The sequence below is a fragment of the Histidinibacterium lentulum genome, from assembly GCF_003789055.1.
Taxonomy (GTDB): domain Bacteria; phylum Pseudomonadota; class Alphaproteobacteria; order Rhodobacterales; family Rhodobacteraceae; genus Oceanicola; species Oceanicola lentulus.
This window is the reverse complement of the sequence record NZ_ML119088.1, coordinates 84,787-97,828: the sequence shown is the minus strand read 5'-3', so window position 1 is coordinate 97,828 and position 13,042 is coordinate 84,787. Positions and strand designations below refer to the sequence as shown.

Sequence of the window (13,042 nt, the reverse complement as noted above, 5' to 3'; positions counted from 1 at the left end):
CGGGTTTTTTCACATCGGACCGCGCGGCGGAAGGGCGACTCCGCGCAATTGCCTCAAACCCGAAACAGTCTTCGCTGCGGGCTTTACCGGACCCTAAGGCAGCGGCGGGCAGGCTGCGGGCGCTCCTGGCCGGACCGGACCCTGCATGTCGTTCATGGTGATCTCCTTTCTCGTCCTCATCGCGGTCACCTCCGCGACAGCGGCGCTCGCCTGGCGGCTCTGGTGCGCGCTGCGCGAGGTCAGGGCCGATCTGCACGGCACCCGGGTCGATCTGGTGCGGCAACTGCGCGAGGCCGAATATTTCCGCATGGCCGCCGAACATGCCAACGACGGCATCGTCATCCAGGAGATGGACGGCAGGGTTGTCTGGCCGAATCCCGCCTACTGCCGGATCATGGGCCTGCCGCGCACCGAGATCGTTGGCCGCAATCCGCTGACCTATGCGGTGCCCGCCCGCGACCGGCCCGACGAGGCCGCGATCCGTGCCTTCCGCTACCATCCCCGCGACCCGTCCACGCAGCGGCTCCAGCTTTTCCGGAACGTGCGCAGCGACGGGACGGAATTCTGGAACCAGATCAACATCTCCTTTCGCCGCGACGCGACGGGCCGCGAGAACGCGATCCTCGTTTGCCGCGACGTGACCGAACAGATCGAACGCGAGGAGCGGCTGCACCAGGCCACGCAGGAGCTGCGGATCCGCGCGACCCATGACACGATGACCGGTCTCGCCAACAGAACGGAGATGATGCGCGTGGCCAGCGAGGCGCTGCGCCAGGCCCGCACGGACGGCACCCGGCTGGGGATGCTCCATATCGACCTCGACAAGTTCAAGGAGATCAACGACACCCACGGCCACGCCGCGGGCGACAGCATGCTGGTCCACGTCGCCCGCCTGCTGAAGGACGGGGTGCGCGCGGACGATCTGGTGGCGCGCATCGGCGGCGACGAATTCGTCGTCATCTGCCCCGGCCTCCGGACGCTCGACGATCTGCGCGGCATCGCGGGCGGGCTGGTCGCCAACGCGCGCCGGCCGCTCGCCTGGAACGACCGGCAGCTTCCCGTCGGCGCCAGCGTCGGCGCGGCCCTCTCCGGGCCCGAAACGCGCGACGCCGACATGCTGCTGCAGCAGGCCGATTTCGCGCTCTACGAGGCCAAGCGACGGGGCCGCGGCCGGGTGGCCGTCTACGACGAGACCCTGCACGAGCGGCAGATGGCCGAGCAGCGCCGGGCGCTCGAACTGCGCGAGGCGATCGAGTTCGGTGAGCTCGAATGCCATTTCCAGCCCAAGCTCGACCTCGTGACCGGGCGCGTTACCGGGTTCGAGACCCTGATGCGCTGGCGTCATCCCACCGAGGGCCTGATGTCTCCCGGCTCCTTTCTCGACCTCGTGGGCGATCTGGGCCTCCTCGCGGCGGCGGATCTCGGCTCCATGGGCATGGCGCTGGACCTCAAGTCCCGCCTGGACGCCGCGGGCCACAGCGGCCTCGGCATCGCCTTCAACGCCTCGACGGAGCTTCTGACCCATCCCGACTTCGTTCCCCGCCTCGTCCACGGGGTCGAAGGTCGCCGCATCCCCCGCGCCGACATCACGATCGAGGTTCTGGAGACGACGATGCTGGGCGCGCTCACCGCCGACAGCCCCCAGGGCCGGGTGATCGGCGATCTTGCCACCGCGGGCTTCAACGTGGTGCTCGACGATTTCGGCACCGGCCATGCGGGTCTCGCCCACCTCGCGTGGATGCCGGTCACCGGGGTGAAAATCGACAGGACGCTGGTGGCGGGCCTCCTGACCGACACGACGAGCGCCAAGATCACCCGGGCGATCATCGACCTGTGCCACGATCTCGGCCTCGGCGTGGTCGCAGAGGGGGTCGAGTCGGCCGAGGCTGCGGCGTGCCTGCGGGCCATGGGCTGCCCCACGATCCAGGGCTTCTGGCTCTCCCGCCCCCTCGCCGAGGCCGATGTCTTCGCCTGGCTCGACGCCCGCGACCCGCTCCTGCAGACCGGCACGGGCTAGGCACCCGCGCCTGCCCCATGATCGCCCCGCGACCCTTGACCCCTGAACACGGGACGGTCCCGTCTCCTAGGCCCCTGTCCCACCGTCCCCGCCCCCGGTTCACCGCCGCCTCCCCCCTGTCTGTTGGGGTTGGTGTAGAGTGGGTGGTCTGGAAGGGAGCCCGTCCCCCCCCGTCAGGACGCCCCGACCGCCGGGTCGCTCATCCCCAGGCACGCGGTGTCCCGTTCAGGGGGCTTCGTCCCGCCGCCGGGCAGCGCCGCCCCCCCGCCCCGGCGTTCGACAAGCTCGCTCGCCCGCCCCGGCTCACGGTCCCCAGTTCAGGAATGCTATCCCGTCCGCGGGGGCACGCAGCCTCCCGCCTCCGCGCTCGACAGTTCCGCTCGCCCGGCACGGCGCGAAGTCTCCCCTCCAAGGCTCCTGTCCCGTCCCCGGGGGCATGCAGCGTCGCGCTCCGGCGCTCGACGACCTCGCTCGTCCGCCCCCGCGAGCCCCTCAACGTTTCGGCGCTCGACGACCTCACTTGCCCGCACGGCGTGAAGCCCCCCACTCAGGACTCCTGTCCCGCCGCCGGGACAGACTCCTGCTTCGGCGCCCCACTCGGAACCCGCGCGCCGACCGCTGACCGGTTGCGGCATCGCCCAGCCGCCCCGGCACGGTGTCCCCGGTTCATCGGCCTCGGGCCGACGCAGAGGAGGGCAGCGCGCCCGCGCTCAGCCCCCGCAGGACCGCCACCACTCCACGGCGTGGCACCGGGCCCCGGGCGCCCCCCCCCGGTCCGTTTTGGACCACCCCCTGAGACGGGGTCGGCGAGAGACCGCCCGGGACCGCCGAGAGGCCGGACAGGGCCTCCTTATACCCCAAGGCGTAACCGAACCGCTAACGTTGCCCGCGTCTCGCCCTCATTCCGGCAGGACGGCACCCGGATTGAGAAGGCCCAGCGGATCGAGGGCCGTCTTGATCGCCCGCATCATCCGCAGCTTCTCCGGATCGCCGTAGCGCGCGAGATCGCCCACCTTCAGCCGCCCCACGCCATGCTCGGCGCTGACCGATCCGCCCATCTCGTGCACCAGGTCATGGATCGCCCGTTTCACCGCTTCCCGCTGCCCCGCGTGGTCCTCCCGCGTCTTCCCGGGCAGGGGGAACACGTTGTAATGCAGGTTCCCGTCGCCCAGATGCCCGAAGCAGTTGACCCGGAACTCGCCGACCTCGGCCAGCCGCCCCGGTGCGGCGGCGATGAACGCGGGCACCGCCCCCACCGGCACGGAAATGTCGTGCGAGGACACCGATCCGATCCGCCGGTTCGCCTCCGGGATGCTCTCGCGCACCGCCCAGAGCGCCCGCCTCTGCGCCTCCGACCGCGCGATCACGCCGTCCGTGGCGAGACCCTGCTCCGCCGCCGCCTCGAACAGCGCCTCGAGCGCGGCATCGGGCGACAGGCCGGCGGGAAGGCCGAGGTCGATCAGCACCGACCAATCGGGCGCCTCTGCAAACGGCAGGGTGACCTCGGGTCCCACCTCCTCTAGGAACGCGAACCCCTGACGGTGAATGAGCTCGAAGGCCGAGATGCCCTCCCCCACCTGCCCCTGCGCCAGCGCCAGAAGCCGCAGCGCCGCCTCGGGCGACGGCACCGCCAGCATCGCCGTCCCCTCCGCCGCGGGCCGCGGGAAAAGCCGCAGGCTCGCCGCCGTGATGATCCCCAGCGTCCCTTCCGAGCCGATCATCAGGTCGCGCAGATCGTAGCCCGTGTTGTCCTTGCGGAGCCGCGACAGCCCGTTCCAGACCGCGCCGCCCGCGGTGACCACCTCGAGCCCGAGGCACAATGCCCGCGCCGTGCCGTAGCGGATCACGTTGATCCCGCCCGCGTTCGTCGACAGCAGCCCGCCGATCCGCGCCGAGCCCTCCGAGGCCAGAGACAGCGGAAAGAGCCGCCCCGCCGCCTCCGCCGCGGCCTGGACATCGGCCAGAACCGCGCCCGCCTCGGCCACCAGCACGTTCTCCTCGGGCCGGAGATCGCGGATCGCCGTCATCCGCTCCAGCGACAGGATCACCGGCACCGCGCCCTCTCCCTTCAACTGCCCGCCCACAAGGCCCGTGCCGCCGCCGAAGGGCACCACCGGCACCCGCGCCCCTGCGCAGGCGCGCATCACCTCGGCCACCTCGGAGGTCGAGCCCGGCGCCACCACCGGGCCCCTCCCCCGCCAGCGATCCCGCGACTCGCGCGTGTAATGCTCCGTGGTCTCGCGAAAGGCCGCGGGCGGCAGCACCGCGCGCAGACGCGCGATCAGGGCGTCGTCGGCATCGTTCAGCATCAGTCCGACAGGAACCTCGGGGGCAGGACCATGATCGTCGGCCGGTCCGGCAGCGTCCTCAGCGAGACCTCGATCGACGGCCCGTCCACCATCTCCACCGCGAAATCGCCGGACATGTCTTCGAGAAACCGCACGAGGTTGCTCGCGCCGAAGGCGTGGATCGGGACGACCACGGATGACCGGAACCGCTGCAGCGTCTCGATCAGCTCGGGCCGGGTCAGCGTCAGCCCCCCGTCCACCGGCGCCATCACGACGTCGAGCCGACCGATGGCGGCGAACTGCTGCGCATCCGGCACATGGTGCAGATGCCCCAGGTGCCCGATGCACAGACCCGCCACCTCGAAGATGAAAATCGAATTGCCGTTCACCCGAGGCTCGCCGAATCCCGACCGCGTGTCCGTGTGCACGTTCCGCACCAGCATGGACCCCAGGTCGAGCCAGTGCTCCTGAGGGTTCTCCTCGGTGCCCCATCCTTCGAGAACATGCGGAATCTCGGGATCGGGCAGCGCCGTCCAATGGGTGGAATGGGCGTTGTTCATGGTCACGACATCGGGCGTGAAGTCGGCGGGACCGAGATAGCCGTTGTAATCCGTGACCGCAGCCGTGCCGTCCTCGGTCTGGATCAGGACCATGGAATGGTCGATGTAGCTCAGCCGTACGCTGTCCTGGGCGACCGGCTGCCGGAAACTCGCCGGGATGACCTCGAGCCCCGGTGCCTGAACCAGCGCGATGCAGTGGGAGGCTCGCCGGTCCTGCGCCGTGGCGGGCAGGGCAGCGAGGAGAAGGAGCGGGATCAGCCAGCGCATGACGCGGCATTTAGCACGGACCGCCCGCAGGTCACGCCCGGCTTTTCGCGCAAGGTGGGTTTTCGACCCGCCATCCCCCCATCCGCGCGAACCGGACCGCGTCGGACGCTACCCCGTATCCGTCCGTCCCCGGCGATCCGGCCGAAGATTGGCGTAGAGCACATGGTTCCGCCAGCGCCCCGCGATCTGCAGATAGCTCTGCGCGACGCCCTCGTACTTGTAGCCGCAGCTCTCCAGCAGCCGCCGCGAGGGCGTGTTCTCCGGCAGGCAGCCGGCCTCGATCCGGCTCAGGTCGAGGGTGTGGAACGCGTGATGCACCACCGCGATCAGCGCCTCGCGCATGTAACCCTGTCGCGCATGGGGCTGGCCCACCCAGTAGCCCGTGGTGGCCGATTGCGCGGGACCGCGCCGGATGTTCGACAGGGTGATCGCGCCCACAAGCCGCTGATCCTCGCGCCGGATCAGGAAAAGCGGGATCTCCGTGCCGTTCGCGATGGCCCGCTGCGCCCAGTAGACGCGGTTGGTAAAGGCCTTGCGGCTCAGGTGATCGTCGGCCCAGGCCGGCTCCCAGGGCTTCAGGAACGCGGCACTTTCACGCCGGAGCGACGTCCAGGGCGTGAAATCCGCGTGCTGCGGCGGGCGGAGCGTCAGACGTTCGGTCTCGAGCCGGAGCCGCCGGCGGACCCTCAGCATCGTCAGGCCGCGAGACGGTCCCGGAGCGCCTCGAGCGAGGGCGCGCCACCCTCGGGCCCGTAGAGCGCCATCGCCATGCCGGCCTTTCCGGCCATGCGCTCGCCGAAGGTGCGCACCCTCTCGGGGGTCACGTCGTCGATCTTTTCCACCGTCTCGTCGATCGTGGGCACCCGGCCCCAGATCGCGATGAGCCGCGCCAGCCGTTCGGCCCGGCTCGACGGGCTCTCGAGTCCCATCAGCATCCCGGCCTTCATCTGCGCCCGCGCCCGCGCGATCTCCGCATTCGAGAAGGAATCCGCGGCACGCCGAATCTCGTCGGCCGTGAGGGTCGCAAGATCGGCGATCTGCTCGGGTGCCGTGCCCGCGTAGATCGTCGTCATGCCCGCATCGGCATAGGCCCCCGCCTGCGCGAAGATGGTATAGCAGAGCCCGCGGTTCTCCCGCAGCTCCTGGAACAGCCGCGAGGACATGCCGCCGCCCAGCGCGGTCGCGTAGACCTGCGCGGTGTAGATCTCGGGGTCCGAATAGTTCGGCCCGTCGAGCGCGAGGGTGAAATGCACCTGCTCGAGCTTCTTCTTCACCCGCTTCTCGCCGCCGGTGAACACCGCGGGTTCGGTCGCGGGCGCCGTCTCCACGCTGCTCAGCCCGCCGAAGAGCTCCTCTGCCGCGCGCACGATCATGTCGTGATCCACCGCACCCGCGGCCGCGAGGATCATCTGGTCCGGCCCGTAGCGCTCGGCCACGAACCGCGCGAGATCGGCCTTGCCGAAGCTCTTCACACGCTCCGCCGGCCCGAGGATCGAGCGCCCGAGCGGCTGGTCGGGATAGGCGGCCTCCTGCAGCCAGTCGAAGACGATGTCGTCGGGCGTATCGAGAACCTGCCCGATCTCCTGCAGGATCACGCCCCGCTCCACCTCGATCTCGCGGTCGTCGAACACCGGGTTCAGCAGGATGTCGGCGATCAGGTCGAGCCCCAGCGCGATGTCGTCCTCGAGAACGCGCGCGTAATAGGCCGTCATCTCGCGGCTGGTATAGGCGTTGATGTAGCCGCCCACGTCCTCGATCTCCTCGGCGATCTGCAGCGCGGTCCGGGTTCTGGTGCCCTTGAACGCCATGTGCTCGAGGAAATGCGCGATCCCGTTCTGCTCGGCCCGCTCGTGCCGTCCGCCGGCGGTGATCCAGACCCCGATGGAGGCGGAGCGCAGGGACGGCATCCGCTCGGTGACGATGCGGAAGCCGTTGGCGAGCGTGTGGGTCTTGACGGTCACGACGTCCTGCGGCTCCGTATCAGGGTCTGGAGGGCGGCAAGGTCGTTCTCGACCCGCGTCACCCGTTCCGGCCGCTCATACAGGTCCGCCATGCGGGATGGAAGGGGGGGCCTCTCGCCCGTGGCCTCCTCCACCGCATCGGGGAATTTTGCGGGATGCGCCGTCGCCAGCGTCACCATCGGCACGCCGTCCCGCACTGCGCCCTCGGCCACCTCGAGGCCCACTGCCGTATGCGGGCACAATAGCTCGCCCGTCTCCTCCCGCGTGCGCCGGATGCGCGCCAGCGTCTGCTCCTCGCTCGCCCGCCCCGCGCCGTAGACCTCCGCCAGCGCCTGCCGCGCGCCCTGGCTGATGGCGAAACCGTCCGCCGTCTTCAGCTCGTCCATCAGCTGCGCCACCGCCGCGCCATCCCGCCCATAGGCGTCGAACAGCGCCCGCTCGAAATTCGAGGAGACCTGGATATCCATGGACGGAGACCGCGACGGCTCCACCCGGCCCTTGCGGTATTCCCCGTCCCGCAAGGCCCGCGCCACCACGTCGTTGTGGTTCGTCGCCGCGATGAGCCGCCCCACCGGCACCCCCATCCGTCGCGCCACGGACCCCGCGAAGATGTCGCCGAAATTGCCCGTGGGCACGCAGAAATCCACCTCGCGGTGCGGCGCGCCCAGGCTGGTGGCAGCGGTCACGTAATAGACCACCTGCGCCAGCACCCGCGCCCAGTTGATCGAGTTCACGCCCGCCAGCGCCACCTCGTCGCGAAACGCCAGATCGTTGAACATGTCCTTCACCCGCGCCTGGCAATCGTCGAAATCGCCGTCGAGCGCGAGCGCGTGGACATTGGCCTCCACCGGCGTCGTCATCTGCCGCCGCTGCACCTCGCTCACCCGCCCGTGGGGGTAGAGGATGAAGACATCGACCGCGTCGAGGCCCCGGAACGCCTCGATCGCCGCCGACCCGGTATCGCCCGAGGTGGCCCCCACGATCGTCAGCCGCCGCCCGGACCGCGTCAGCGCCGCCTCGAACATCTGCCCGATGAGCTGCATGGCGAAGTCCTTGAACGCCAGCGTCGGCCCGTGGAACAGTTCCAGCAGAAAACCCCCCGGCGCCACCTGCTTCAGCGGCGCCCGCGCCGGATGGCCGAAGCCCGCATAGGCCGCCTCGATCAGCCCCATGAAGGTGGCGTCGTCGAAGGCCTCGCCCACGAAGGGCCGCATCACCCGGAACGCCACCTCCTCGTAGGGCAGCCCCGCCAGCGCCGCGATCTCGTCCCGGCCCATGACCGGCACGGTGTCGGGCACGTAAAGCCCACCGTCCCGGGCGAGGCCGGTCATCATCGCCTCCTCGAAGCCGAGGGTCGGCGCCATGCCGCGGGTCGAGATATAGGTCATGGGCGTGCCTCTCTCCGGATCGTGCGGAGCGCCAGATACACCGACATCGCCGCCCAGACCACCGCCAGCGAGAACCAGGTGATCGCATAGTTCAGATGGTTGTTCGGAATGCCCTCGGTGCCTACGGGCTGCGGCCGCAGGCCCCCCGGTTCGGACAGGTCGCGCGCGATCAGCAGGACGGACGAAGTGCCCAGCGCCGCGGCCATGGCGGGCACGTCGCGGGCGAACCAGAGGTCGCCCTCGGGCTCGGGCGTCCAGCCGTCCACCTCCTCGGGCCAGTGCAGGTTGCCGGTGACGGCGATCTCCCCCTCCGGCAGCGCCGCGCCGTCCAGCGGCGTCCAGCCTCCGTCGAGCAGGATCTCCCGACCGTCATCCAGCCGGAACGGCAGGATGCGCCGGTACCCCGGCCCCAGCCCCTCGGCCGAGACGAGCACCCGCAGCCCCGGCCCGGCGACCTCGCCCCGCGCGGTGACGGGCAGGTAGCGGTCCGCCTCCGGATCTGGCGCCTCCGGGATTGCCACCGGCGCCGCCGCGATCCGCGCCTCGATGTCCGAAAGAATCGCGGTCTTCCACTCCAGCCGCTGCACCTGCCAGGTGCCCAGCGCGATCAGGATGCCGCAGCCGACGAGGCCGAGAAGAACGGGAAAGATCAGGCGTCTCATGGACTTTCGCCTTGCCGGGTCAGGGATATGCCGGGCCGCGGCCCGGCCTGCGGAGCGGCCATGCGGCAGCCCTCAACGACGTAGGCCGGGCGTCCGCCCGGCCATCGCCAAACCGGCGGCACGACTTCGCACCGCCCCAGTTCACACAGGGAGATCAGCTCCCCCAGATGTAGATCGCCGCGAAGAGGAACAGCCACACCACGTCGACGAAATGCCAGTACCAGGCCGCCGCCTCGAAGCCGACATGGTTCTCCGGGGTGAAATGCCCCTTCATCACCCGCAGCAGGCAGACGAAGAGGAAGATCGTCCCGATGATCACATGCGCGCCGTGAAAGCCCGTCGCCATGAAGAAGTTCGCGCCGTAGATGTTCCCGGCAAAGCCGAAGGAGGCGTGCAGGTATTCGTAGGCCTGGAAGCCCGTGAAGATCAGCCCCAGTCCCACGGCCAGTGCGAGGCCCCACTTCATGTCCTCGCGGTTGTTCTCGTGGACCAGCGCATGGTGCGCCCAGGTCGCCGCGGCGCCCGAGCACAGCAGGATCAGCGTGTTGATCAGCGGCAGGTGCCATGGATCGAAGGTCTCGATCCCCGCGGGCGGCCAGACGCCATCCACCGCCGGGCTCTCGGGGCCCATCGGGTACATGGCGTGCTTGAAGAACGACCAGAACCACGCCGCGAAGAACATCACTTCCGACATGATGAAGAGGATGAAGCCGTAGCGCAGGCCGATCCGCACCACCGGCGTGTGATCGCCGGCCTGGTTCTCCTGGATCGTGTCGGCCCACCAGCCGAACATCGTATAGAGCACCAGCACGAAGCCGATGAGGAACCCCCAGGGCCCGCTGCCGTGCATCCAGAGCACCGCTCCGAAGAGCATGATGAACGCGCCCAGGGCCGACAGGAACGGCCAGACGGACGGGTTCAGGATGTGATAATCGTGGTTCTTTTCGTGCGCCATGTCTGTCCCTGCCCTCTCGGGCTCCTCAGTTCCCGGTATCGAGCGCGGCCTGCTCGAACTCCTCGGGCAGGTCGATCTCGTAGAAAGTGTAGCTCAGCGTGATCGTGTGGATGTACTGCCCCTCGCGGTCGTCGACGATCACCGGATCGACGAAGAAGCTCACCGGCATCAGCACAGTCTCGCCCGGTTGCAGAACCTGCTGTTCGAAGCAGAAACACTCGATCTTGTCGAAGAACGCGCCCGCCTGGAAGGGCGTCACGTTGTAGCTCGCCTGCCCGGCGACGGGCCGGTCCGTGGGATTGTGCGCCTCGTAGAAGGCGAGGCCCATCTCTCCGATCCGCACCTCCATCTGGCGCTCCACCGGGGTGAAGGTCCAGGGCATTCCCCGCTCCCGGCTCGCGTCAAAGCGCACGGTGATCGTCTCGTCCAGAACCACGTCAGAGGCCGCCTCGGCCACGTTCGTCGCCCCGCCGAAGCCCGTGACCCGGCAGAACCAGTCGTAGAAGGGCACCGAGGCCCAGGCAAGCGAGCCCATCAGCACCACGACGGCAGCGCCCTGCGCGGCCGTCCTCTTCGGTCCCGTCAGTCCGGGAAAGAGCCTCATTCCACGGCCTCCTCCGCTGCCCGCGCCTCCGCGGCGGCGCGCATCGCGTCCTGAACCGCCGGGTCGATCTGCGGGCGGGCGACATGGTCGAACCGCTCGAATTGCGCGATCTCCTCGAGGTTCAGCACCTTGACCACCGTCAGCGCAAAGACGATTCCCACGACCCCGACGAGGATCAGCCCCACACCGGTATTCCGCCCGCGGCGGCGGTCGTGCAGTTCGTGTTCGACCCGTATCGTCATGTCACCAGCCTCCAAGGCCGAAGGGGGCGAGGCTCGCCTCGGCGAGGAGCGCCCCGAAGTGGAGGAAAAGATACCACAGGCTCTGCCGGAAGAGACCCTTTTCCGTTGCGTAGGAATCGCCCTCGGCCGCGCCCTCGTCCCGGCGCCAGACCTGCACCGCGCCCCACAGGAACCGCGCGTTGAGCACCACCGACAGCGCGAGATACAGCGGCCCGCCGATGGAGGTGAAGCCGATCGCCACCGCCACAGGCACCAGAAGCAGCGTGTAGCCCAGAACATGGATGCGCGTGACGCGCCGACCGTGTGTCTCGGTCAGCATCGGCACGCCCGCGTCGCCGTAATCGGTCTTCACGAAGAGCGCGAGCGCCCAGAAATGCGGCGGCGTCCACATGAAGATCAGCGCGAACATCAGCCAGGCCTCGACGCTCATCGACCCCGTGGCGCAGACCCAGCCCAAGAGCGGCGGAAATGCCCCCGCGGCGCCGCCGATCACGATGTTCTGTGGCGTCGAGCGCTTCAGCCACATCGAATAGACGACGGCGTAGAAGAAGATCGTGAAGGCGAGGATCGCCGCCGCCATCCAGTTCGCCGCCAGCCCCAGCAGCACGACCGAGAAGCCCGAAAGGGCAAGGCCCAGGCCCAGCGCCTCGCCCGGCGCGACGCGGCCCGAGGGAATCGGCCGCTTCGCCGTGCGCCGCATCGCCGCGTCGATATCGGCGTCCCACCACATGTTGAGCGCCCCCGAGGCGCCCGCCCCCACCGCGATGCACAGGATCGCGATGGCGGCCTCGACCGGATGCATCGACACCGGCGCCACCAGGAGGCCGACAAGGGCCGTGAACACGACGAGCGACATCACCCGCGGCTTCAGCAGGGCAAAGTAATCGCCCAGCGTCGGCTCGTAGCCCCGGGTCTCGCTGGCGGACAGGTCGCTCATCTTCGGGTCTCGCATCATGCCGGGCAAACGTACCCGGCGTCTCTTTCGTTCATCCGGGCGCAGGGCGGGGCGTCGCCCCGCCGCGTCCCCGGCCTCACAGTCACACCGGGTACTCGACCCGCGCCAGCTCGAGCCACTGCTCGTAGACCTCGGGGCTGACCACCTTCACGGTGATCGGCATGTAGGCATGGTCCTTGCCGCAGAGCTCGGAGCACTGGCCGAAATAGACGCCCTCGCGGTCTGCGGAGAACCACAGCTCGGCCAGCCGGCCCGGAACCGCGTCCTGCTTCACGCCGAAGGCGGGGATCGTCCAGGAATGGATCACGTCGCCGCCGGTCACGGTCATCACCACCGTGGCGCCCACGGGCACGACGACGGCGGTGTCGGTGGCCAGCAGGAAATGCTCCGCGCCATAGCCGTAATCCGCCAGCTCCGCCTCGATCTCCGGGTTCAGGTTGCCCTCGCCGTAGCCGATCATGAAACTGTCGAAATAGATGCCCTCGTCCACGTATTCGTAGCCCCAGTACCACTGGTAGCCGGTGACCTTGATGTGGACGTCGCCCTCCGGGATCTCCTGCTGCTTGAACAGGACCGGCAGCGAGAAGGCGCCGATGAAGACGAGGATGACGATGGGCACCACCGTCCAGGCCACCTCCAGCGGCGAATTGTGGGTGAAGCTCGCCGGGTTCGGGTTCCGGCCCGCGTTGTAGCGCAGGATCACCCAGGTCAGCAGCGCCAGCACGAAGAGCGTGATCGCCGTGATGATCACCAGCAGCATCCCGTCGAGCCACTGAAGGTCGCGCGCCAGCTCCGTCGCCGCGGCCTGGAAACCGAGGCCCCCCGGCGTCGGCATGCCGATGACCGGCAGGCCCTCGGTCAGGGCGTCTGCCTCCTGCGCCATGGCGGCGGAGCCTCCGGCAAGGGTTGCGGCAAGGGCCGCGAGGCTGCGCCGGGCGAAACTGGTGATCGACATGTCTGTCCCTCTCGCTGCGGGCGGCGCGCTCCGGGGCCTCTCGGGCCGTCCGGGGGCCGCGCACGGGACCCGGGGCTGCCGGGCCGTTGTCTCCGGCGCGGGTCATCCCATATCGTGGAGGCCCAGACAAGCGCACCCGCCCGCGTCAAACTGACCATCGCCTTGATCTGGATCAAGGACAGACGGAG

12 protein-coding genes are annotated in these 13,042 nt (G+C 69.4%); 1 reads left to right on the top strand and 11 read right to left on the bottom strand.

Translation table 11 applies throughout. The features are described from left to right. Nucleotides 1–145: 145 nt before the first annotated feature. Nucleotides 146–2,017, top strand: a complete 1,872-nt coding sequence (locus tag EAT49_RS15355; protein WP_123643179.1) for a putative bifunctional diguanylate cyclase/phosphodiesterase — start codon at nucleotides 146–148, stop codon at nucleotides 2,015–2,017. Between the two features lie 899 nt (nucleotides 2,018–2,916). On the opposite strand, the gene EAT49_RS15350 is transcribed toward EAT49_RS15355, so the two are convergent. The 11 genes from EAT49_RS15350 to coxB form a co-directional block, all read right to left on the bottom strand. Beyond that, the gene (locus EAT49_RS15350) at nucleotides 2,917–4,326 is read right to left on the bottom strand and encodes an FAD-binding oxidoreductase (RefSeq protein ID WP_123643178.1); all 1,410 of its coding nucleotides are present in this window, start codon (nucleotides 4,324–4,326) and stop codon (nucleotides 2,917–2,919) included. Beyond that, a complete protein-coding gene (locus tag EAT49_RS15345) occupies nucleotides 4,326–5,132 on the bottom strand; it encodes an MBL fold metallo-hydrolase (protein ID WP_123643177.1) in 807 nt (268 codons plus the stop codon). Before EAT49_RS15345 ends, EAT49_RS15350 begins: the two co-directional genes overlap by 1 nt. A 108-nt stretch (nucleotides 5,133–5,240) precedes the next feature. Next, a complete protein-coding gene (locus EAT49_RS15340) occupies nucleotides 5,241–5,825 on the bottom strand; it encodes a GNAT family N-acetyltransferase (protein WP_123643176.1) in 585 nt (194 codons plus the stop codon). Nucleotides 5,826–5,827: 2 nt separating this feature from the next. Further along, nucleotides 5,828–7,093, bottom strand: a complete 1,266-nt coding sequence (locus EAT49_RS15335; protein WP_123643175.1) for a M16 family metallopeptidase — start codon at nucleotides 7,091–7,093, stop codon at nucleotides 5,828–5,830. Beyond that, on the bottom strand, nucleotides 7,090–8,481 hold the full coding sequence (gene thrC / locus EAT49_RS15330; RefSeq protein WP_123643174.1) for a threonine synthase: 1,392 nt from the start codon (nucleotides 8,479–8,481) through the stop codon (nucleotides 7,090–7,092). The genes EAT49_RS15335 and thrC overlap by 4 nt, the downstream gene beginning before the upstream one ends. Beyond that, nucleotides 8,478–9,143, bottom strand: coding sequence for an SURF1 family protein (locus EAT49_RS15325; protein WP_123643173.1), 666 nt, complete (start codon nucleotides 9,141–9,143; stop codon nucleotides 8,478–8,480). Before EAT49_RS15325 ends, thrC begins: the two co-directional genes overlap by 4 nt. Nucleotides 9,144–9,297: 154 nt before the next feature. Further along, nucleotides 9,298–10,098, bottom strand: coding sequence for a cytochrome c oxidase subunit 3 (locus EAT49_RS15320; RefSeq protein ID WP_123643172.1), 801 nt, complete (start codon nucleotides 10,096–10,098; stop codon nucleotides 9,298–9,300). Between the two features lie 25 nt (nucleotides 10,099–10,123). Next, nucleotides 10,124–10,702, bottom strand: coding sequence for a cytochrome c oxidase assembly protein (locus EAT49_RS15315; RefSeq protein WP_123643171.1), 579 nt, complete (start codon nucleotides 10,700–10,702; stop codon nucleotides 10,124–10,126). Beyond that, complete coding sequence (locus EAT49_RS15310; RefSeq protein WP_123643170.1) at nucleotides 10,699–10,944, bottom strand: hypothetical protein; 246 nt, start codon at nucleotides 10,942–10,944, stop codon at nucleotides 10,699–10,701. Before EAT49_RS15310 ends, EAT49_RS15315 begins: the two co-directional genes overlap by 4 nt. A gap of 1 nt (nucleotide 10,945) precedes the next feature. Continuing rightward, nucleotides 10,946–11,881 carry a heme o synthase gene (cyoE, locus tag EAT49_RS15305; RefSeq protein WP_123643169.1) on the bottom strand — a complete coding sequence of 312 codons (936 nt, stop codon included), beginning with the start codon at nucleotides 11,879–11,881 and terminating at the stop codon, nucleotides 10,946–10,948. 100 nt (nucleotides 11,882–11,981) lie between these two features. Next, entirely contained in the window at nucleotides 11,982–12,854 is an 873-nt protein-coding gene (coxB, locus tag EAT49_RS15300) for a cytochrome c oxidase subunit II (RefSeq protein ID WP_123643168.1), read from the bottom strand. Between the last annotated feature and the right edge of the window lie 188 nt (nucleotides 12,855–13,042).